Source organism: Pseudomonas oplopanacis, assembly GCF_057128725.1.
Genome location: NZ_JBSKHV010000010.1, coordinates 216964 through 238174, shown reverse-complemented (window position 1 = coordinate 238174; position 21211 = coordinate 216964). Strand labels below are relative to the sequence as shown.

The following is a 21211-nucleotide window of genomic DNA, read 5'->3' as shown; positions in this document are numbered from 1 at the left end:
CCAGAACGCCCTGAAGTTAACGGCGCAATGGGTTAGCAGCGGAAGTACCAAGGCGACAGGTACCTTGACACGTACCGTTTGAAAAAAAAGTGAGTCGCCGTAAGGGCGAAACCCTAAGCAGCCGTTACCGCAGCAACGGATATAAACCCAATCCAACAGACAACAAAAAGGCGCCCGAAGGCGCCTTTCGCTTTACAACAGATCAACACCCGTCAGGCCATTTCAGCCGTGGTCTCAAACTCGAAGGTCAGCTCGCCGTCCTTCAGATCGATATGCACCACACCACCATGGTCCGCCAGTTCGCCAAAGAGGATCTCTTCGGCCAGTGGACGCTTGATCTTGTCCTGGATCAAACGCGCCATTGGACGAGCGCCCATTGCCGTGTCGTAGCCACCCACTGCCAGCCAGCCGCGCGCTGCGTCCGTCACTTCCAGCTGCACACGCTTGTCTTCCAGCTGCGCCTGAAGCTCGGTAAGGAACTTGTCCACCACGCTTTTGATGACCTCATGACTGAGGCGACCAAACTGGATAATGGTGTCCAGACGGTTGCGGAACTCTGGCGTGAAGCTCTTCTTGATCACTTCCATCGCATCGGACGAGTGGTCCTGATGGGTGAAACCGATCGAAGCACGCGCTGCTGTTTCGGCACCGGCGTTGGTCGTCATAATGACGATCACGTTACGGAAATCCGCCTTGCGCCCGTTGTTATCAGTCAGCGTACCGTGATCCATGACCTGCAGCAGCAGGTTGAAGACTTCCGGATGCGCCTTCTCGATCTCATCGAGCAACAGCACACAGTGAGGCTGCTTGGTGATGGCTTCGGTCAGCAGGCCGCCCTGATCGAACCCGACATAGCCTGGAGGCGCACCGATCAGACGCGATACGGTGTGGCGCTCCATGTACTCGGACATGTCGAAGCGAACCAGCTCGATACCCAACGCCTTGGCCAACTGACGCGCCGCTTCGGTTTTACCGACACCGGTCGGCCCTGCGAACAGGAACGAACCGACAGGCTTGTCAGGCGACTTGAGGCCGGCACGGGACAGTTTGATCGCCGTCGACAACGAGTCGATGGCGGCATCCTGGCCAAATACGGTGAGCTTCAGGTCACGCTCAAGGTTACGCAGCAGCTCTTTGTCGGAGCTGGTGACGTGCTTGGGCGGAATTCGGGCGATTTTCGCCACGATGTCCTCGACCTGAGGCACCTCGATGCGTTTCACACGTTTCTCGATTGGCTGCAGACGCTGGTAGGCGCCCGCCTCGTCGATGACGTCGATGGCCTTGTCCGGCATGTGCCGGTCATTGATATAGCGCGAAGCCAGCTCAGCGGCCGCACGCAGCGCCTCATCACTGTATTCGATGTTGTGGTGCGCTTCGAAACGCCCTTTCAGGCCGCGCAGGATGCCAATGGTGTCTTCCACCGAAGGCTCCGACACATCAACCTTCTGGAAGCGACGAGCCAAGGCGCGGTCCTTCTCGAAGATCCCGCGGAATTCCTGGAACGTGGTCGAACCGATGCAACGGATATCACCCGAGGACAGCAGCGGCTTGAGCAGGTTCGAGGCATCCATGACGCCACCGGACGCAGCACCCGCACCGATAATGGTGTGGATTTCGTCGATGAACAGGATCGCCTGCGGACGTTTTTTCAGTTCATTGAGCAGCGCCTTGAAGCGCTTCTCGAAATCGCCACGGTATTTGGTCCCGGCCAGCAAGGCGCCCAAGTCGAGGGAATACACCACGCTGTTGGCCAAAAGGTCCGGCACCTGGTTGTCGACAATGCGTTTGGCCAGGCCTTCGGCAATCGCGGTTTTACCCACGCCCGCCTCGCCCACCAGCAACGGATTGTTTTTACGACGGCGCGCCAGGATCTGCGCGACGCGTTCGACTTCCAGCTCACGGCCTACCAATGGATCGATTCGACCCTGGCGCGCGAGTTCGTTGAGGTTGCTGGCATAAGCATCCAGAGGATTGCCTGAAGATGAAGACTCACCGCCCTCGTCGTCCTGCATATCTTGCTCACCTTCAGAGTGATCGCCATGCCCGGGCACTTTGGAAATGCCATGGGCGATGTAGTTGACGACATCGATGCGCGCAACGCTCTGCTGTTTCAGCAGGAACACTGCCTGACTCTCTTGCTCACTGAAGATCGCGACCAGCACGTTGGCGCCAGTCACTTCGCGTTTGCCCGAGCTCTGTACGTGGAACACAGCACGTTGCAGTACACGCTGGAAGCCCAGGGTTGGCTGGGTTTCACGGTCCTCGTCATGGACGGGGATCAATGGCGTGGTGGAGTCGATGAACTCCTGCAGGTCATGCTTGAGTTTGTCGAGGTTTGCGCCGCACGCACGCAAAACAGTGGCGGCAGCCTCATTGTCCAATAGGGCCAGCAGGAGATGTTCGACGGTCATGAATTCATGACGCTTCGAACGGGCCTCCTTGAAGGCTAGATTGAGGGTGACTTCGAGCTCGCGGTTTAACATAGCTTCACCTCATACCCAAGTGGTCGGCGATTAACCGTCCTTCTCGATTTCACAGAGTAGCGGATGCTGGCTTTCCCTGGCGTACTGGTTGACCTGCATGGCCTTAGTCTCGGCGATGTCGCGGGTAAACACTCCACATACTGCCCGTCCTTCTGTGTGGACGGCCAGCATGACCTTGGTCGCCAGCTCCCGATTCAGGTTAAAAAACACCTCGAGCACTTCGACGACGAAATCCATCGGTGTGTAGTCATCGTTGAACAAAACCACCTTGTACATCGGCGGCGCCTGTAAAGCAGGCTTTGCCTCCTGAACAGCAATGCCTGCGGAATCGTCGTCGTGTGAATCAGGATGATCCTGATTGAATGTTAGTCGAATCTGGCTGATTGCATGCATGGAAAGAAAGGTTCGTCAGTTGTGCTAATACAGTGGTGGGGGCGGCTATGGACGATTTCAACACCGACCGCCCGGTCACCTTGACTATCGGGAAAACGGTGTTACAACCAATAGAGCCCACAGTGGGTAAAAAAGGTCCGCGGAGTCAATCTTATTTATAAAGACTGACTGCGGATGTACTGGATGATACTCCAGTGATGGAGTCTGTTGCAGAGGGATATGAGCATGGCAGTCGGCAAGGTGAAATGGTTCAACAACGCCAAGGGATTCGGTTTCATTAACACCGACGCCAGAGAAGGTCGTGACGAGGATGGCAAGGAAATCGATTTCTTTGCCCACTATTCGGCCATCGATATGGGTGGATACAAGACCCTCAAGGCCGGACAGATCGTCAGCTTCGAGATCGTTCAGGGGCCCAAAGGGCTGCACGCCGTCAAAATTACAGACAAAGTGGCCGTTGACGCCGCTGCAGCCGCAGCAGCCGCTACCAGCTCCCAGGCTAAAGCCGTGAGCTGATTCCCACGATTCAAGGCATCCGGTCATAACAAAACCGCCCGACTCGATCACTCGAGCCGGGCGGTTTTGTTGCAGCCGCTTTTCGCTTACATATGCGAGATCAGCGCATCACCAAAGCCGGAAGACGACACCAGCTTCGCGCCGTCCATCAGACGTTCGAAGTCATAGGTCACGGTCTTGGCGGAAATTGCGCCGTTGGTGCCCTTGATGATCAGGTCGGCCGCTTCGGTCCAGCCCATGTGACGCAGCATCATTTCAGCCGACAGGATCAGCGAGCCCGGGTTGACCTGGTCCTTGCCGGCGTATTTCGGCGCAGTACCGTGGGTCGCTTCGAACATGGCAATGGTGTCGGACAGGTTGGCACCCGGTGCGATACCGATACCGCCCACTTCCGCCGCCAGGGCGTCAGAGAGGTAGTCGCCGTTCAGGTTCAGGGTCGCGATCACATCGTATTCGGCCGGACGCAGCAGGATCTGCTGGAGCATGGCGTCAGCGATGGCATCCTTGACGATAACGTTCTTGCCGGTTTTCGGGTTCTTGAACTGCATCCACGGACCGCCGTCGAGCAGGGTCGCGCCGAACTCTTCAGCCGCCACTTCGTAGGCCCATTCCTTGAAGGCACCTTCGGTGAACTTCATGATGTTGCCTTTGTGCACGATGGTCAGCGAGTCGCGGTCGTTGTCGACCACATACTGCAGGGCCTTGCGTGCCAGACGCTTGGTGCCTTGCAGCGAAACCGGCTTGATGCCGATACCGCAGTTTTCGTCGAAACGGATCTTGGTGACGCCCATTTCATCTTTGAGGAACTTGATGACTTTGGTCGCTTCCGGCGAACCGGCTTTCCACTCGATACCGGCGTAGATATCTTCCGAGTTCTCACGGAAGATCGTCATGTCGACATCGCCTGGCTTTTTAACCGGGCTAGGCACGCCTTCGAACCAGCGCACAGGGCGCAGGCACACATAAAGGTCGAGTTGCTGACGCAGGGCCACGTTCAGGGAACGAATGCCGCCGCCGACCGGGGTGGTCAGAGGGCCCTTGATGGAAACCACGTAATCTTTAACTGCGTCCAGGGTTTCCTGGGGTAGCCAGGTGTCCTGATCGTAAACCTGAGTCGCTTTCTCCCCGGCGTAGACTTCCATCCAGGAAATTTTGCGCTCGCCGCCGTAAGCCTTCTTAACAGCAGCATCGACAACCTTGATCATGACCGGGCTGATATCAACGCCAATACCATCGCCTTCGATGAAGGGGATGATCGGGTTGTTAGGAACATTGAGAGAATGGTCCGCGTTGACGGTGATTTTGTCGCCGACTGCTGGAACCTGAATCTTCTTGTATCCCATGCTGAACTCCATTGTTTGGATTGAACATCTGGCTTCGTTCGAGCGTAACCCAGTTAAATCGGCGCGCAAACCCTATGTTCCATCCATCTGCCGCAAAGCTGCATTCCTCGCGGCCTACAAGCCTGAAAGCAAAGGGAAAAGCGCCAAAGTCGAGCACGACGAACGACTCTACGCCCCACCTGCCCCTGCGACCTTTAGACCAATGGACGATATTCCTTACTCATGAACCATCGGCAGATTGCCAGCTACCTATGTATAATGCCGCCGCTGACTAAAGGGTCACGACGGTGGAAAGGCTCTACGATGAGACTTTCCGCCCTATAAGCCGGTCTGTTACCGCAGTCCGAATGCTTGACGCCCTACTGATGCACCCAACATCACAGCAACGAAACCTCGATATTCGGCTCATGGATGACTTTGAACGAACGCGCTTACCCGGCGCCCCTCGAGTTTCTGCGCACGCTTTAGCAAAGAAGAGAGAGTTAATCCGAATATGCCCACCCGCTCGAAGATCATCTATACCTTCACCGACGAAGCCCCAGCCCTCGCCACCTATTCACTGTTGCCTATCGTAGAGGCCTTCACCGCCTCGGCTGATATCGCCGTTGAAACCCGCGATATCTCTCTTGCAGGACGCATTCTGGCCAGCTTCCCCGAGCAACTGGGTGACAAAGCCGTAGCCGACCACCTCGCCGAACTGGGCGACCTGGCCGTTACGCCTGAAGCCAACATCATCAAGCTGCCGAACATCAGTGCTTCCGTACCGCAGCTGCAAGCCGCGATCAAAGAACTGCAAGCCCAGGGCTTCGCCGTTCCTGACTACCCGGAAACCGTGACCAGCGACGCCGACAAGCTCGCCAAGTCGCGTTACGACAAGATCAAGGGCAGCGCCGTAAACCCGGTTCTGCGCGAAGGCAACTCCGATCGTCGTGCACCGCTGTCGGTCAAGAATTACGCTCGCAAGCATCCGCACAAAATGGGCGCCTGGGCTAAAGACTCCAAGTCTCACGTTGCGCACATGAGCGCCGGCGATTTCTACGGCAGCGAAAAAGCTGCCCTGATCGAAGCCGCTGACGCTGTCAAAATCGAACTGATCGCTCAAGACGGCACCACCACCGTCCTGAAAGAAAAAACCACCGTACAGGCCGGTGAGATCCTCGATTGCGCGGTCATGAGCAAAAACGCTCTGCGCAGCTTCATCGCTGCCGAGATCGAAGACGCCAAAGCCAAGGGTGTGCTGCTGTCGGTTCACCTGAAAGCCACCATGATGAAGGTCTCCGACCCGATCATGTTCGGCCAGATCGTTGCCGAGTTCTATAAAGACGCACTGGCCAAGCACGCTGACGTGCTGGCGCAGATCGGCTTCAACCTGAACAACGGCATCGGCGACCTGTACGCTCGCATCAAGGCCCTGCCGGCTGAGCAGCAAGCGCAGATCGAAGCGGACATCCAGGCGGTCTACGCCGTTCGTCCGTCGTTGGCCATGGTCAACTCCGACAAAGGCATCACCAACCTGCACGTGCCGAGCGACGTCATTGTCGACGCCTCGATGCCAGCCATGATCCGTGACTCCGGCAAAATGTGGGGCACCGACGGCCAGCTGCACGACACCAAGGCTGTGATCCCGGATCGCTGCTACGCAACCATCTACCAGGCCGTGATCGAAGACTGCAAAGTCAACGGTGCTTTCGACCCAACCACCATGGGCAGCGTGCCAAACGTTGGCCTGATGGCGAAGAAAGCCGAAGAGTACGGTTCGCACGACAAGACTTTCCAGATCAAGGCCAACGGCGTGGTTCGGGTTTCCGACAGCGCCGGTCGCACGCTGCTGGAACAGTCGGTTGAAGCCGGCGACACCTTCCGCATGTGCCAGACCAAAGACGCGCCGATCCAGGACTGGGTCAAACTGGCCGTCAACCGTGCTCGCGCCAGCAGCACCCCGGCGATTTTCTGGCTGGACCCGATGCGCGCCCACGATGGCGTAGTGATCGAGAAAGTTCAGGCTTACCTGAAGGATCACGACACGGCCGGCCTGGACATCCAGATCATGGCACCTGTCGACGCGATGAAGTTCACCCTGCAACGCACTCGCGAAGGCAAGGACACCATCTCGGTGACCGGCAACGTATTGCGCGACTACCTGACTGACCTGTTCCCGATCATGGAACTGGGCACCAGCGCCAAGATGCTGTCGATCGTTCCGCTGATGAATGGCGGTGGCCTGTTCGAAACCGGCGCCGGTGGTTCGGCTCCGAAGCACGTTCAACAGCTGCTGGAAGAGAACTTCCTGCGCTGGGATTCCCTGGGCGAGTTCCTGGCCCTGGCCGCTTCCCTTGAGCACTTGGGCGTGACTTACAACAACCCTAAGGCGCTGGTTCTGGCCAAGACCCTGGATCAGGCCACCGGCCAGTTCCTGGACAACAACAAGTCGCCATCGCGTAAAGTCGGCAACATCGACAACCGCGGCAGCCACTTCTACCTGGCGCTGTACTGGGCTCAAGCCCTGGCGGCCCAGACTGAAGACGCAGCACTGCAAGCGCAGTTCGCGACCCTGGCCAAAACCCTGACCGAGAACGAAGCAACCATCGTTGCCGAGCTCAACGCCGTTCAGGGCAAGCCAGTGGACATCGGCGGTTACTACCACGCCAATGCCGAGCTGATCAGCAAGGCCATGCGCCCTAGCCCAACCTTCAACGCAGCGGTTGCTGCGCTGGTTTAAGGTTGTAAGGATGCATCACAAACCCCGGCCAAGTGCCGGGGTTTGTGTTTGCGGGTCACACACACACTTATCCATCAGAACCGGATCCTGTGGGAGCGAGCCTGCTCGCGAATGCGGTATATCCTTCAACACTGCATTGACCGGCCTACCGCTTTCGCGAGCAGGCTCGCTCCCACACTGATTTTTATTCCAACTTCAGAATCGAGGAAGCTTCATGGACTGGAAACCCCACATCACCGTCGCCACCATCGTCGAAGACAATGGCCGCTTCCTGATGGTCGAAGAGCTCAAGCACGACCGTGTCGTGATCAATCAACCCGCCGGCCACCTCGACCCGAATGAAACCCTGATCGAAGCCGCGGTACGCGAAACCCTCGAAGAAACCGGCTGGGACGTCGAAGCCACCGGTGTAGTCGGCATTTACCTGTACACCGCCCCGAGCAACGGCGTGACGTACCAACGGGTCTGCTTCATCGCAAAACCGCTCAAACACCACCCGGATTATCAGCTGGACGACGGCATCGTCGGTGCCAAGTGGCTGACGCGTGACGAATTGCTGGAACAGCGCGCAAACTGGCGCAGTGAGCTGATCATCCGCTGTATCGATGATTATCTGGACGGCAATCACTTCGGTCTCGAACTGATCCGCCCTTCTCTTTAGCCTTGCGGGCTCCAGCCTGCTAGAATCGCGTCCTTTTTCAAGACACTCATTGAATCCCTATGCGTGATCCAGCCCCTTCTGACACACAAAAGAAGCGCGTCATTGTCGGCATGTCCGGCGGCGTGGACTCTTCCGTTTCCGCTCTCCTGCTGATCGAGCAGGGTTATGAGGTGGAAGGCCTGTTCATGAAGAACTGGGAAGAAGACGATGGAACGGAATACTGCACCGCCATGGACGACCTGGCGGATGCGCAGGCTGTGTGCGACAAAATCGGCATCAAGCTGCACACCGCCAACTTCGCCGCCGAGTACTGGGACAACGTGTTCGAGCACTTCCTGGCCGAATACAAGGCCGGTCGCACGCCGAACCCGGACATCCTGTGCAACCGCGAGATCAAGTTCAAGGCGTTCCTCGACTACGCCATGATGCTCGGTGCCGACCTGATTGCTACCGGCCACTATGTGCGCCGTCGCGATATCGACGGTCGTACCGAACTGCTCAAGGGCCTGGACGCGAACAAGGACCAGAGCTACTTCCTGCACGCCGTCGGCGGCGAGCAGATCGCCAAGACCCTGTTCCCGGTTGGCGAGCTGGAAAAGCCTGAAGTCCGCGCGATTGCCGAGAAATACGAGCTGGCGACCGCGAAGAAAAAGGACTCCACCGGTATCTGCTTTATCGGCGAACGCCGCTTCAGCGACTTCCTCAAGCAGTACCTGCCGGCGCAACCCGGCGAGATCAAGACCACCGAAGGTGAAGTGATCGGCCGTCACCACGGCTTGATGTACCACACCATCGGCCAGCGCCAGGGCCTGGGCATCGGCGGCTTGAAAGACGCCAGTGACGAGCCGTGGTACGTGCTGATCAAGGACCTGGAGCACAACGAGCTGATCGTCGGCCAAGGCAATGACCACCCGTATCTGTTCTCCCGCGCCCTGCTCGCCTCGGACATCTATTGGGTCAACCCGATTGATCTGACCGAGCCGCGCAAGTTGACCGCCAAGGTCCGCTATCGTCAAAGCGACCAGCCGTGCACGCTGGAGAAAACCGCTACCGGCTACCGCGCCACCTTCGATGACCCGCAACGCGCGGTCACCCCCGGCCAGTCCGTGGTGTTTTACGACGGTGAAATCTGCCTGGGCGGCGGCGTTATCGAAATTGCCGAGCCGTGGACCAGCAAAGGCCAGCAACAATGAGCCCCACTCAGGAGCAACTGACGGCGCTGGGCGGTGTGTTTCTCGCTGCCGTCCTCGTCGACAAGATTGCCAAGACCGGCCAGACCACCGAAGCCGGCCTGTCCTGCATGCTCGGCAGCCTGCTGATTCGCGACCCCAAGGACACGCTGGAAGTCTACGGCGGTGACGACCTCAACCTGCGCGAAGGTTATCGCGCGTTGGTGGGCGCACTTGAACGCGACCCGAGCGCCCTTCAACGCGAACCCTTGCGTTACGCATTGGCGATGCTCGGGCTGGAACGTCAACTGGCCAAGCGCGGCGACATGCTGGACGTGATCGGCAAGCGCTTGCCGCAGATTCAATCCCAGGTCGAGCATTTCGGCCCGGCTCACGAAAACGTGATCGCCGCGTGTGGCGCGCTGTACCAGGACACCCTGAGCACCTTGCGCCAACGGATTCAGGTCCACGGCGACATGCGCAACCTGCAGCAGCCGAGTAATGCCTCGAAAATCCGCGCCCTGTTGCTGGCCGGGATTCGTTCGGCGCGCCTGTGGCGGCAGTTGGGCGGTCATCGCTGGCAGCTGGTGATCAGCCGTCGCAAATTATTGAAAGAGCTTTACCCCTTGATGCGTAACGAATAAGTCACGCAGACAGCTATTTACTCCGCATTACGCGTAATACGCCGGTCAGTTGGTAACGGACCGACGGATTTTTTCATGTATGATACGCGCCCCATTTCGTTGCCCGACTGTCCGAGAACACCCCATGCAGCTTTCTTCGCTCACTGCGGTTTCCCCTGTTGACGGCCGCTACGCCGGCAAAACCCAGGCCCTGCGCCCGATTTTCAGCGAATACGGCCTGATCCGTGCTCGCGTTCTGGTTGAAGTGCGCTGGCTCCAGCGCCTGGCCGCTCACCCTGGCATCAGCGAAGTGCCGGCGTTCTCCGCCGAAGCCAACGCTGTGCTGAACACCCTGGCGGAAAACTTCGCTCTGGAGCACGCCGAGCGTGTCAAAGAGATCGAGCGCACCACCAACCACGACGTCAAAGCCATCGAATACCTGCTCAAAGAGCAAGCGGCCAAGCTGCCGGAACTGGCTGCCGTCAGCGAATTCATCCACTTTGCCTGCACCAGCGAGGACATCAACAACCTGTCCCACGCCCTGATGCTGCGCGAAGGCCGTGATGATGTGATGCTGCCGCTGATGCGCCAGACCGCCGAAGCCATTCGCGAACTGGCTATCCGTTTTGCCAACGTGCCAATGCTGTCGCGCACCCACGGCCAACCGGCTTCGCCGACCACTTTGGGCAAAGAGCTGGCGAACGTGGTTTACCGTCTGGAGCGTCAAATCGCTCAGGTCGCTGCCGTTCCGCTGCTGGGCAAGATCAACGGCGCTGTCGGCAACTACAACGCTCACCTGTCGGCCTACCCTGAGATCGACTGGGAAGAAAACGCCCGCGCCTTCATCGAAGACGAGCTGGGCCTGGGCTTCAACCCGTACACCACGCAGATCGAACCGCACGACTATATCGCCGAGCTGTTCGACGCGATCGCGCGCTTCAACACCATCCTGATCGACTTCGACCGCGACATCTGGGGCTACATCTCCCTGGGTTATTTCAAACAGCGCACCATCGCTGGCGAAATCGGTTCGTCGACCATGCCGCACAAGGTCAACCCGATCGACTTCGAAAACTCCGAAGGCAACCTGGGCATCGCCAACGCACTGTTCCAGCACTTGGCGAGCAAACTGCCAATCTCCCGCTGGCAGCGTGACCTGACCGACTCCACCGTGCTGCGCAACCTCGGTGTCGGCTTCGCCCACAGCGTGATCGCGTACGAAGCCAGCCTCAAAGGCATCAGCAAGCTTGAGCTCAACGAGCAGAAGATTGCCGCTGACCTGGACGCTTGCTGGGAAGTGCTGGCCGAGCCGATCCAGACCGTGATGCGCCGCTACAACATCGAAAACCCGTACGAAAAGCTGAAAGAACTGACCCGCGGCAAGGGCATCAGCCCGCAAGCGCTGCAGACTTTCATCGACGGCCTGGACATGCCAGCCGCCGCCAAGGCCGAGCTGAAATTGCTCACCCCGGCGAACTACATCGGTAACGCTGTAGAGCAAGCCAAACGCATCTGATTGACCGCTGGACCTGCTTGAGACGCCCGGCCGCGCCGGGCGTTTTTATTCCTGTCTAAAAAGTAGTTTTTTTCAATAGGTTACACATGAATCCTGACATTCCTCTTCAACTTCTGGGCGGCATCACGGCGCGCGAATTCTTGCGCGACTACTGGCAGAAAAAACCGCTGCTGATCCGCCAGGCGATTCCTGATTTCGAAAGCCCGATCGACGCCGACGAACTGGCCGGCCTGGCACTGGAAGAAGAAGTCGAATCACGCCTGGTGATCGAGAACGGCGAGCGCCCATGGGAATTGCGCCGCGGCCCGTTCGCCGAAGACGAATTCAGCAAACTGCCGGAACGTGACTGGACCCTGCTGGTTCAAGCGGTCGATCAGTTTGTGCCGGAAGTCAGCGAACTGCTGGAAAACTTCCGCTTTCTGCCGAGCTGGCGCGTCGACGACGTGATGATCAGCTTCGCCGCCCCAGGTGGCAGCGTCGGTCCGCACTTCGACAACTACGACGTGTTCCTGCTGCAAGGCCACGGCAAGCGCAACTGGAAAATCGGCCAGATGTGCGACTCCGAAAGCAAGTTGCTGCCACACGCAGACCTGCGCATCCTCGCTGAATTCGAAGCTACCGAAGAGTGGGTCCTGGAACCGGGCGACATGCTGTACCTGCCGCCGCGCCTGGCTCACTGCGGCGTCGCGGTCGATGACTGCATGACGTACTCGGTGGGTTTCCGTGCGCCGAGCGCCGCTGAAGTGCTGACCCACTTCACCGACTTCCTCAGCCAGTTCCTGACCGACGAAGAGCGTTACACCGACGCCGACGCCCTGCCTGCGGTCGATCCACACCAGATCCAGCACGACGCCCTTGATCGCCTGAAAAGCCTGCTGGCCGAGCACATGAGCGACGAGCGCCTGCTGCTGACCTGGTTTGGCCAGTACATGACCGAGCCGCGCTACCCGGAACTGGTGGTTGGCCCGGAAGAGATCGAAGAAGACGACCTGCTCGCCAGCCTTGAGCAAGGCGCCGTCCTGATCCGCAACCCAAGCGCCCGCCTCGCCTGGTCCGAAGTCGATGACGACCTGCTGCTGTTCGCCAGCGGCCAGAGCCGCTACCTGCCGGGCAAGTTGCGCGAACTGCTGAAAATGATTTGCGCCGCTGACGCGCTGCACATCGACAACCTCGGCGAGTGGCTGAGCGACGAAGACGGCCGAGGCCTGATCTGCGAATTGATCAAGCAAGGCAGCCTGGGGTTTGCTGATGAATAAAATTCACGTACGTGTCGCAGACTGGCAGAAGGACATCGCCGAGATCCGGCGCATTCGTGAGACGGTATTCATCGCCGAGCAATCCGTTCCACCTGAGCTGGAATGGGATGCCGATGACGCCACTGCGGTGCATTTCCTGGCCTTCGAAGGCGACTTCCCGATTGGCACCGCGCGCCTGCTGCCCGATGGCCACATCGGCCGGGTTTCGGTGCTCAAGGACTGGCGCGGCCTGAAGGTCGGCGATGCATTGATGCATGCGGTAATCGGTGAAGCCGAGGAGCGCGGCCTGAAGCAGCAGATGCTCAGCGCGCAGGTGCAGGCCACGGCGTTCTATGAGCGCCTGGGTTTTCACATCCTCAGCGAGGAATTCCTGGAAGCCGGGATTCCACATGTGGACATGGTGCGTCACTCGGCGTAACACCCTCGCCACAGAGAACACCACAAAACGCCCCGCCATCAACCGATGCCGGGGCGTTTTGCTGTCTACGATTCAACTTGCACCACGTCGGGCCGACAAACTGGCAATATCAACACTTCAAGATGTCGGAGATAACGGATATGTCCCTACGCACCCTGCTCACCACCCTGTTGCTGACCTGCAGTTTTTCAGCCATGGCAGCCACCGAGATCGTGCCCCTGAACTACCGCACCAGCGCCGACATGCTGCCCATGGCGCAGGATTTCATTGGCAAGGAAGGCCAGGTCAGCGCCTACGGCAATCAGCTGATCGTCAACGCAGATCAACGCAAGATCGACGAACTTAAAACCCTGATCAGCCAACTCGACGTCGCGGCCAAGCGCTTGTTGATTACCGTCGACACCAATGAAAACAACTTTCAGGGCGATCAGGGCGTCTCGGTCAACGGCGCCAAGCCAAGCCAGACCCGAATCATCAATTACGGCACCGCCAGTCGCGACGGTGGCATCCAGCAGGTTCAGGCCAGCGAAGGCACGCCCGCACTGATTCAGGTCGGCCAGAGCGTACCGCTCACCAGTTCGCAGACCGACTCCTACGGCGATTTGCGCAGCCAGACCGAATACCGCAACGTCACTCAAGGCTTCTATGTCACCGCCAGCGTCACCGGCGACATCGTTCACCTGGCGATCAGTACCAACCGTGACCGCATGAGCCAGGAACGTCCCGATGTAGTGAACGTGCAAAGTACCGACACAACTGTCACGGGCCGCCTCGGCGAATGGATCCTGCTGGCTGGCGTCAACCGTCAGACCCAGGCCGACAAACAGGGCACGAGCCGCAACTACGCTACTCAGGGCCGGGATGACATGACCCTGCGGGTGAAAGTCGATACTTTGGACTAAACCACCGAAAACTGACTGATTAGTCGTATTAGACCAAAGATGTAGTGCCTGAAAAAAAGCACTACAAAACGTTTGACGATCGAAAAAAGCAAAGGCATGATGGCCTCGCTCCCGCTAATCAGGGGCCCTGGCAAGGGCCTTCGAAGCGATGCTCGCACCTACCCCGCGAGCCGCTTCGTGTCTGTACCGCCCACAAGGTGTGTTTGACGAGGTTGCCGACTGGAACGAAGTTGTCCCGAGGGACGGAAGCGTAATTAGGTAACCCGGCTTTACACTGATGTTTGCACCAAGGCCCACGATGCCCCAATGCGTTCGCCAGTTTGCCCTTACCTGCTCACTTCCCCTCGAGCCCATCGTTCATCCCGTCGCCACCCCCGCCAAATCCGACTTGACCACCAAGCTTCTGGTCAGCGAGCGCATGAATTTTCCACCGCAGAACAACTTTCCGTAAAAGACGCGACGAGGTTTATCTCCATGGCACTGACACGCGAACAGCAAATTGCAGCCCTCGAAAAAGATTGGGCTGAAAACCCACGCTGGAAAGGCGTGACTCGCGCTTACTCCGCTGCTGACGTCGTCCGCCTGCGTGGCTCGGTTCAACCTGAGCACACCTTTGCAAAAATGGGCGCCGAAAAGCTGTGGAACCTGGTCACCCAGGGCGCCAAGCCTTCCTTCCGTCCTGAGAAAGATTTCGTCAACTGCATGGGCGCCCTGACCGGCGGCCAGGCTGTACAGCAAGTTAAAGCCGGTATCCAGGCGATCTACCTGTCGGGCTGGCAAGTGGCTGCGGACAACAACTCCGCCGAATCGATGTACCCGGACCAGTCGCTGTACCCGGTGGACTCCGTTCCAACCGTGGTCAAGCGCATCAACAACTCGTTCCGTCGTGCTGACCAGATCCAGTGGAAAGCCGGCAAAGGCCCGGGCGACGAAGGCTACATCGACTACTTCGCCCCAATCGTGGCTGACGCTGAAGCCGGTTTCGGCGGCGTACTGAACGCTTACGAGCTGATGAAAAGCATGATCGAAGCAGGCGCCGCCGGCGTTCACTTCGAAGACCAACTGGCTTCCGTGAAGAAATGCGGCCACATGGGCGGCAAGGTACTGGTTCCTACCCAGGAAGCCGTACAGAAGCTGACCGCTGCCCGTCTGGCAGCAGACGTTGCCGGTACTCCGACCATCATCCTGGCCCGTACCGACGCTAACGCCGCTGACCTGCTGACTTCCGACTGCGACCCGTACGACCAGCCATTCGTGACTGGCGAACGTACCCAGGAAGGCTTCTACAAAGTGCGCGCCGGTCTGGACCAGGCCATCGCTCGCGGCCTGGCTTACGCTCCGTACGCCGACCTGATCTGGTGCGAAACCGCCAAGCCGGATCTGGACGAGGCTCGTCGCTTCGCTGAAGCGATCAAAAAGGAATACCCGGACCAACTGCTGTCGTACAACTGCTCGCCTTCCTTCAACTGGAAGAAAAACCTGGACGACGCGACCATCGCCAAGTTCCAGCGCGAACTGTCCGCCATGGGTTACAAGCACCAGTTCATCACCCTGGCCGGCATTCACAACATGTGGCACAGCATGTTCAACCTGGCGCACGACTACGCCCGCAACGACATGACTGCCTACGTGAAACTGCAAGAGCAAGAGTTCGCTGACGCTTCGAAAGGCTACACCTTCGTGGCTCACCAGCAGGAAGTGGGCACCGGCTACTTCGACGACATGACCACTGTGATTCAAGGTGGCTCGTCTTCGGTAACCGCACTGACCGGTTCGACTGAAGAAGAACAGTTCCACTGATCTGCTTCGCTTGATCGATCGGCCGCTGCGGGCCAGATAGAAAGCTAACCGCAGCGCCGCACATCTGACGCCCCGACTGGTTCGGGGCGTTTTTTTGCCTGCGATTCCTCAAACACCACAGGGGTCCGTGGCGAGACAGGAAAAACATTGATCCAGCGCGGTATCAGGGTCAGAAAAATCCGTTAAAACCGTCGCCTTCACTACTTGCTGTAACGCGCATAAAAGACAACTTCGCGGCCCCAATCCGGATAACCAGTTTAAAAACCACTGCAAACAATATTGATTATCATTTAGCCATAACTATGTTCGTTACATTCCCTACAAAACAATATTGATGAAAACCCGGCTAATGCCCGTAACGCATGGGTTGCGGGGCTTTGGAGGTGCGCTATGTCCTTATTCCTGTAAATAATTTCGCTATAGGAATTTTACTTGCTGAGTGTTGTGCCATAAAATCAGCGGGATTGATTGCTGCGACATATCGTCACTGCTTTGTTTCTTTTCAAGCTCAGAGACCTTTGCTCTCTGTTAAGGATTACCAGCATGCCCGAAGCGACAGGACTCATGGCCCACAACTGGGGCTTTGCCATTTTCCTTCTGGGCGTCGTCGGCCTCTGCGCCTTCATGCTCGGCGTTTCCAGCCTCCTTGGGTCAAAAGCCTGGGGCCGCAGCAAAAACGAACCGTTCGAATCCGGCATGCTACCTACAGGTGGCGCCCGTCTGCGGCTCTCAGCCAAATTCTATCTGGTCGCGATGCTCTTCGTGATCTTCGATATCGAAGCCCTCTTTCTCTTTGCATGGTCTGTGTCCGTCCGCGAAAGCGGCTGGACCGGATTCGTCGAAGCTCTCGTTTTCATAGCAATTCTGTTGGCAGGCCTTGTCTACCTATTCCGAGTGGGCGCCCTTGACTGGGCTCCGGAAGCTCGTCGTAAGCGGCAAGCGAAGCTGAAACAATGAGGCTTTGGCAATGCAATACAATCTCACCAGGATCGACCCCGATGCTCCTAACGAGCAGTATCCGATTGGCGAACGGGAAACCGTTTCCGATCCGTTAGAAGATCAAGTCCACAAAAACATCTTCATGGGCAAGCTCGAAGACGTGCTTAACGGCACGATCAACTGGGGGCGCAAGAACTCCCTGTGGCCGTATAACTTCGGTCTTTCGTGCTGCTACGTGGAAATGACCACCGCCTTCACGGCGCCCCACGACATCGCGCGCTTTGGCGCCGAGGTTATCCGGGCATCGCCGCGCCAGGCGGATTTCATGGTTATCGCCGGTACCTGCTTCATCAAGATGGCGCCGATCATTCAGCGTCTCTACGAGCAAATGCTCGAACCTAAATGGGTTATCTCCATGGGTTCGTGCGCCAACTCCGGTGGCATGTACGACATCTACTCTGTCGTTCAAGGGGTGGACAAGTTCCTGCCCGTGGACGTCTACGTGCCTGGCTGCCCGCCCCGTCCTGAAGCTTTCCTGCAAGGCTTGATGCTCTTGCAAGAGTCGATTGGACAGGAGCGTCGTCCGCTTTCCTGGGTCGTTGGTGATCAAGGCGTCTACCGCGCCGAGATGCCTTCCGAAAAGGAAAAGCGCCGCGAACAGCGAATCGCAGTCACCAACCTGCGCAGCCCCGACGAAGTCTGATCCAGATCTGCTTCTTTAATAGAACGAGACACTGGCTTCATTCTTTACGTTGACCGAAAGCGATAAATAACCATGACTACAGGCAGTGCTCTGTACATCCCGCCTTATAAGGCAGACGACCAGGATGTGGTCGTCGAACTGAACAACCGTTTTGGCGCGGACGCGTTCACCGCCCAGCCTACCCGCACCGGCATGCCGGTGCTTTGGGTTGCGCGCGCCAAACTCGTCGAAGTCCTGACCTTCCTGCGTAACCTGCCCAAGCCGTACGTCATGCTCTATGACCTGCACGGCGTGGACGAGCGTCTGCGCACCAAGCGTCAAGGGCTGCCAAGCGGCGCCGACTTCACTGTGTTCTATCACTTGATGTCGATCGAACGTAATAGTGACGTGATGATCAAGGTCGCCTTGTCCGAGAGCGACCTCAACGTGCCGACCGTGACCGGTCTGTGGCCGAACGCCAACTGGTACGAGCGTGAAGTGTGGGACATGTACGGCATCAACTTTGCCGGTCACCCGCACCTGACCCGCATCATGATGCCGCCGACCTGGGAAGGTCACCCGCTGCGCAAGGACTTCCCGGCCCGTGCCACCGAGTTCGACCCGTTCACCCTGAACCTGGCCAAGCAACAGCTTGAGGAAGAAGCCGCGCGCTTCAAGCCTGAAGACTGGGGCATGAAGCGTTCCGGTGCGAACGAGGACTACATGTTCCTCAACCTTGGTCCTAACCACCCTTCCGCGCACGGTGCGTTCCGCATCATCCTGCAGCTGGACGGTGAAGAGATCGTCGACTGCGTGCCGGACGTTGGTTACCACCACCGTGGTGCCGAGAAGATGGCCGAGCGTCAGTCCTGGCACAGCTTCATCCCGTACACCGACCGTATCGACTACCTCGGCGGCGTGATGAACAACCTGCCGTACGTGCTCTCGGTCGAGAAGCTGGCCGGCATCAAGGTGCCCGAGAAGGTCGACGTCATCCGCATCATGATGGCCGAGTTCTTCCGGATCACCAGCCACCTGCTGTTCCTGGGTACCTACATCCAGGACGTCGGCGCCATGACCCCGGTGTTCTTCACGTTCACCGACCGTCAGAAGGCGTACACGGTGATCGAAGCCATTACCGGTTTCCGTCTGCACCCGGCCTGGTACCGCATCGGTGGCGTCGCCCACGACCTGCCGCGCGGTTGGGAAAAACTGGTGAAAGACTTCGTCGAGTGGATGCCAAAGCGTCTGGACGAATACCAGAAAGCCGCCCTGGACAACAGCATCCTGAAAGGCCGGACCATCGGCGTCGCCGCCTACAACACCAAAGAAGCCCTGGAATGGGGCGTCACCGGTGCAGGCCTGCGTTCGACCGGTTGCGACTTCGACCTGCGTAAGGCACGTCCATACTCCGGTTACGAAAACTTCGAATTCGAAGTGCCGCTGGCCGCCAATGGCGATGCCTACGATCGTTGCATCGTGCGCGTCGAAGAAATGCGCCAGAGCATCAAGATCATCGAGCAGTGCATGCGCAACATGCCGGAAGGCCCGTACAAGGCGGATCACCCGCTGACCACGCCGCCGCCGAAAGAGCGCACGCTGCAGCACATCGAGACCCTGATCACGCACTTCCTGCAAGTTTCGTGGGGCCCGGTCATGCCGGCCAACGAATCCTTCCAGATGATCGAAGCGACCAAGGGCATCAACAGTTATTACCTGACGAGCGATGGCGGCACCATGAGCTACCGCACCCGGATTCGTACCCCAAGCTTCCCGCACCTGCAGCAGATCCCTTCGGTGATCAAAGGCAGCATGGTCGCGGACTTGATTGCGTACCTGGGTAGTATCGATTTCGTTATGGCCGACGTGGACCGCTAAGCATGAACAGCACGCTTATCCAGACAGACCGTTTCACCTTGAGTGAAACCGAGCGCTCGGCCATCGAGCACGAGTTGCATCACTACGAAGACCCGCGCGCGGCGTCGATCGAAGCCCTGAAGATCGTCCAGAAGGAACGTGGCTGGGTGCCGGACGGCGCTCTGTACGCCATCGGCGAGATCCTCGGCATTCCGGCGAGCGACGTTGAAGGCGTGGCGACGTTCTATAGCCAGATCTTCCGTCAGCCAGTGGGCCGTCACATCATTCGCGTTTGCGACAGCATGGTCTGCTACATCGGTGGTCACGAATCCGTGGTCAGCGAAATCCAGAGCAAGCTGGGCATCGGCCTGGGTCAGACCACCGCCGACGGTCGTTTCACCCTGCTGCCGGTCTGCTGCCTCGGCAACTGTGACAAGGCGCCGGCGTTGATGATCGACGACGACACTTTCGGTGATGTGCAGCCTGCCGGCGTTGCCAAATTGCTCGAGGGCTACGTATGACCCTGACTTCCTTCGGTCCTGCCAACCGCATCAAGCGTTCGGCCGAGACTCACCCGCTGACCTGGCGTCTGCGTGACGACGGCGAAGCCGTGTGGCTCGACGAGTACCAGGCCAAGAACGGTTACGCCGCTGCACGAAAGGCCTTCGCCGACATGGCTCAGGACGACATCGTCCAGACCGTGAAAGACTCCGGTCTTAAAGGTCGCGGCGGTGCAGGCTTCCCCACGGGCGTTAAGTGGGGCCTGATGCCCAAGGACGAATCCATCAACATCCGCTACCTGCTGTGCAACGCGGATGAAATGGAGCCGAACACCTGGAAAGACCGCATGCTGATGGAGCAACTGCCCCATCTGCTGATCGAAGGCATGCTGATCAGTGCTCGCGCGCTGAAAACCTACCGTGGCTACATCTTCCTGCGTGGCGAGTACACCACCGCTGCCAAGCACCTCAACCGTGCAGTGGAAGAAGCCAAGGCAGCTGGCCTGTTGGGCAAGAACATCCTGGGCAGCGGCTTCGATTTCGAGCTGTTCGTCCACACCGGCGCCGGGCGTTACATCTGCGGTGAAGAAACCGCACTGATCAACTCCCTGGAAGGCCGCCGCGCCAACCCGCGCTCCAAGCCGCCCTTCCCTGCCGCCGTTGGCGTGTGGGGCAAGCCGACCTGCGTGAACAACGTTGAAACCCTGTGCAACGTGCCGGCGATCATTGCCGACGGCGTGGACTGGTACAAATCGTTGTCCCGCGAAGGCAGTGAAGACATGGGCACCAAGCTCATGGGCTTCTCCGGCAAGGTCAAGAACCCGGGCCTGTGGGAGCTGCCATTCGGCGTCACCGGTCGTGAGTTGTTCGAAGACTACGCCGGTGGCATGCGCGACGGCTTCAAGCTCAAGTGCTGGCAGCCTGGCGGCGCCGGTACCGGTTTCCTGTTGCCGGAACACCTGGACGCACAAATGTACGCCGGCGGCATCGCCAAGGTGGGCACCCGTATGGGTACCGGCCTGGCCATGGCGGTGGACGACAGCGTCAACATGGTTTCCCTGCTGCGCAACATGGAAGAGTTCTTCTCCCGTGAGTCGTGCGGTTTCTGCACCCCGTGCCGTGACGGTTTGCCGTGGAGCGTCAAGCTCCTGCGTGCGATCGAGAACGGTGAAGGGCAAGCCGGCGATATCGAGACCCTGCTGGGTCTGGTCGGCTTCCTCGGCCCTGGCAAGACCTTCTGTGCTCACGCACCGGGCGCCGTGGAGCCGTTGGGCAGCGCAATCAAATACTTCCGCCATGAGTTCGAAGCCGGCATCGCGCCTGTCAGCGCCGTCGTCCCGCCTCTGGCAAGGCCGATCGTAGTCGGCGCGTAAACGCTTAAAGAAGGCGAAGGGTCCGTGCCCTTCGCCTTCTCGTGTGATGACGCCTTTAACG

The 21211-nt window shown here is 58.6% G+C and carries 18 protein-coding genes; 15 read left to right on the top strand and 3 right to left on the bottom strand.

Annotated elements, in window-relative coordinates; translation table 11 throughout:
- Positions 1-212: 212 nt before the first annotated feature.
- Together clpA and clpS are read right to left on the bottom strand one after the other, a co-directional pair.
- Positions 213-2483, bottom strand: a complete 2271-nt coding sequence (gene clpA / locus ACWKV5_RS20520; protein ID WP_027925125.1) for an ATP-dependent Clp protease ATP-binding subunit ClpA — start codon at positions 2481-2483, stop codon at positions 213-215.
- Positions 2484-2513: 30 nt separating this feature from the next.
- Entirely contained in the window at positions 2514-2876 is a 363-nt protein-coding gene (gene clpS / locus ACWKV5_RS20515; protein ID WP_027925124.1) for an ATP-dependent Clp protease adapter ClpS, read from the bottom strand.
- 225 nt (positions 2877-3101) lie between these two features.
- On the opposite strand from clpS, the gene ACWKV5_RS20510 reads away from it, so the two are divergent.
- The gene (locus ACWKV5_RS20510) at positions 3102-3392 is read left to right on the top strand and encodes a cold shock domain-containing protein (protein WP_483842764.1); all 291 of its coding nucleotides are present in this window, start codon (positions 3102-3104) and stop codon (positions 3390-3392) included.
- Between the two features lie 86 nt (positions 3393-3478).
- Here the strand turns inward: ACWKV5_RS20510 and icd are convergent, their stop codons facing one another.
- Positions 3479-4735 (bottom strand): NADP-dependent isocitrate dehydrogenase, encoded by a 1257-nt coding sequence (icd, locus tag ACWKV5_RS20505; protein WP_027925122.1) that lies wholly within the window; start codon positions 4733-4735, stop codon positions 3479-3481.
- A gap of 493 nt (positions 4736-5228) precedes the next feature.
- Between icd and ACWKV5_RS20500 the strand changes: the two genes are divergently transcribed.
- From ACWKV5_RS20500 to nuoF, 14 genes are all read left to right on the top strand, one after another.
- Positions 5229-7454, top strand: a complete 2226-nt coding sequence (locus tag ACWKV5_RS20500; RefSeq protein ID WP_483842763.1) for an NADP-dependent isocitrate dehydrogenase — start codon at positions 5229-5231, stop codon at positions 7452-7454.
- Between the two features lie 214 nt (positions 7455-7668).
- Entirely contained in the window at positions 7669-8115 is a 447-nt protein-coding gene (locus ACWKV5_RS20495) for an NUDIX hydrolase (RefSeq protein WP_483842762.1), read from the top strand.
- Between the two features lie 59 nt (positions 8116-8174).
- Entirely contained in the window at positions 8175-9308 is a 1134-nt protein-coding gene (mnmA, locus tag ACWKV5_RS20490) for a tRNA 2-thiouridine(34) synthase MnmA (protein WP_007946432.1), read from the top strand.
- Complete coding sequence (gene hflD / locus ACWKV5_RS20485; protein WP_123432252.1) at positions 9305-9928, top strand: high frequency lysogenization protein HflD; 624 nt, start codon at positions 9305-9307, stop codon at positions 9926-9928. Before mnmA ends, hflD begins: the two co-directional genes overlap by 4 nt.
- A gap of 124 nt (positions 9929-10052) precedes the next feature.
- Positions 10053-11423 carry an adenylosuccinate lyase gene (gene purB / locus ACWKV5_RS20480; RefSeq protein ID WP_123432253.1) on the top strand — a complete coding sequence of 457 codons (1371 nt, stop codon included), beginning with the start codon at positions 10053-10055 and terminating at the stop codon, positions 11421-11423.
- 86 nt (positions 11424-11509) lie between these two features.
- Positions 11510-12679, top strand: coding sequence for a ribosomal protein uL16 3-hydroxylase (locus ACWKV5_RS20475; protein WP_483842761.1), 1170 nt, complete (start codon positions 11510-11512; stop codon positions 12677-12679).
- Positions 12672-13097: a GNAT family N-acetyltransferase gene (locus ACWKV5_RS20470; RefSeq protein ID WP_483842760.1), complete on the top strand. Its 426-nt coding sequence runs from the start codon at positions 12672-12674 to the stop codon at positions 13095-13097. The genes ACWKV5_RS20475 and ACWKV5_RS20470 overlap by 8 nt, the downstream gene beginning before the upstream one ends.
- Before the next feature lie 140 nt (positions 13098-13237).
- On the top strand, positions 13238-13999 hold the full coding sequence (locus tag ACWKV5_RS20465; RefSeq protein ID WP_483842759.1) for a secretin N-terminal domain-containing protein: 762 nt from the start codon (positions 13238-13240) through the stop codon (positions 13997-13999).
- Positions 14000-14473: 474 nt separating this feature from the next.
- Positions 14474-15799, top strand: a complete 1326-nt coding sequence (gene aceA / locus ACWKV5_RS20460) for an isocitrate lyase (RefSeq protein ID WP_028623958.1) — start codon at positions 14474-14476, stop codon at positions 15797-15799.
- Positions 15800-16342: 543 nt separating this feature from the next.
- Positions 16343-16756 (top strand): NADH-quinone oxidoreductase subunit A, encoded by a 414-nt coding sequence (locus tag ACWKV5_RS20455; RefSeq protein WP_003223812.1) that lies wholly within the window; start codon positions 16343-16345, stop codon positions 16754-16756.
- Between the two features lie 10 nt (positions 16757-16766).
- Entirely contained in the window at positions 16767-17441 is a 675-nt protein-coding gene (locus ACWKV5_RS20450) for a NuoB/complex I 20 kDa subunit family protein (RefSeq protein WP_007946424.1), read from the top strand.
- Between the two features lie 72 nt (positions 17442-17513).
- Positions 17514-19298: an NADH-quinone oxidoreductase subunit C/D gene (gene nuoC / locus ACWKV5_RS20445; protein ID WP_140667772.1), complete on the top strand. Its 1785-nt coding sequence runs from the start codon at positions 17514-17516 to the stop codon at positions 19296-19298.
- A gap of 2 nt (positions 19299-19300) precedes the next feature.
- A complete protein-coding gene (gene nuoE, locus ACWKV5_RS20440; protein ID WP_008020715.1) occupies positions 19301-19798 on the top strand; it encodes an NADH-quinone oxidoreductase subunit NuoE in 498 nt (165 codons plus the stop codon).
- Positions 19795-21150 (top strand): NADH-quinone oxidoreductase subunit NuoF, encoded by a 1356-nt coding sequence (nuoF, locus tag ACWKV5_RS20435; protein ID WP_059182581.1) that lies wholly within the window; start codon positions 19795-19797, stop codon positions 21148-21150. The genes nuoE and nuoF overlap by 4 nt, the downstream gene beginning before the upstream one ends.
- Positions 21151-21211 lie beyond the last annotated feature (61 nt).

Coding starts and splice junctions, on each gene's coding strand:
- clpA (WP_027925125.1), bottom strand. CDS start 2,483: ATGTTAAACCGCGAGCTCGAAGTCACCCTCAATCTAGCCTTCAAGGAG.
- aceA (WP_028623958.1), top strand. CDS start 14,474: ATGGCACTGACACGCGAACAGCAAATTGCAGCCCTCGAAAAAGATTGG.
- clpS (WP_027925124.1), bottom strand. CDS start 2,876: ATGCATGCAATCAGCCAGATTCGACTAACATTCAATCAGGATCATCCT.
- ACWKV5_RS20495 (WP_483842762.1), top strand. CDS start 7,669: ATGGACTGGAAACCCCACATCACCGTCGCCACCATCGTCGAAGACAAT.
- nuoE (WP_008020715.1), top strand. CDS start 19,301: ATGAACAGCACGCTTATCCAGACAGACCGTTTCACCTTGAGTGAAACC.
- ACWKV5_RS20450 (WP_007946424.1), top strand. CDS start 16,767: ATGCAATACAATCTCACCAGGATCGACCCCGATGCTCCTAACGAGCAG.
- ACWKV5_RS20500 (WP_483842763.1), top strand. CDS start 5,229: ATGCCCACCCGCTCGAAGATCATCTATACCTTCACCGACGAAGCCCCA.
- ACWKV5_RS20455 (WP_003223812.1), top strand. CDS start 16,343: ATGCCCGAAGCGACAGGACTCATGGCCCACAACTGGGGCTTTGCCATT.
- ACWKV5_RS20475 (WP_483842761.1), top strand. CDS start 11,510: ATGAATCCTGACATTCCTCTTCAACTTCTGGGCGGCATCACGGCGCGC.
- hflD (WP_123432252.1), top strand. CDS start 9,305: ATGAGCCCCACTCAGGAGCAACTGACGGCGCTGGGCGGTGTGTTTCTC.
- purB (WP_123432253.1), top strand. CDS start 10,053: ATGCAGCTTTCTTCGCTCACTGCGGTTTCCCCTGTTGACGGCCGCTAC.
- nuoC (WP_140667772.1), top strand. CDS start 17,514: ATGACTACAGGCAGTGCTCTGTACATCCCGCCTTATAAGGCAGACGAC.
- icd (WP_027925122.1), bottom strand. CDS start 4,735: ATGGGATACAAGAAGATTCAGGTTCCAGCAGTCGGCGACAAAATCACC.
- nuoF (WP_059182581.1), top strand. CDS start 19,795: ATGACCCTGACTTCCTTCGGTCCTGCCAACCGCATCAAGCGTTCGGCC.
- ACWKV5_RS20470 (WP_483842760.1), top strand. CDS start 12,672: ATGAATAAAATTCACGTACGTGTCGCAGACTGGCAGAAGGACATCGCC.
- ACWKV5_RS20465 (WP_483842759.1), top strand. CDS start 13,238: ATGTCCCTACGCACCCTGCTCACCACCCTGTTGCTGACCTGCAGTTTT.
- mnmA (WP_007946432.1), top strand. CDS start 8,175: ATGCGTGATCCAGCCCCTTCTGACACACAAAAGAAGCGCGTCATTGTC.
- ACWKV5_RS20510 (WP_483842764.1), top strand. CDS start 3,102: ATGGCAGTCGGCAAGGTGAAATGGTTCAACAACGCCAAGGGATTCGGT.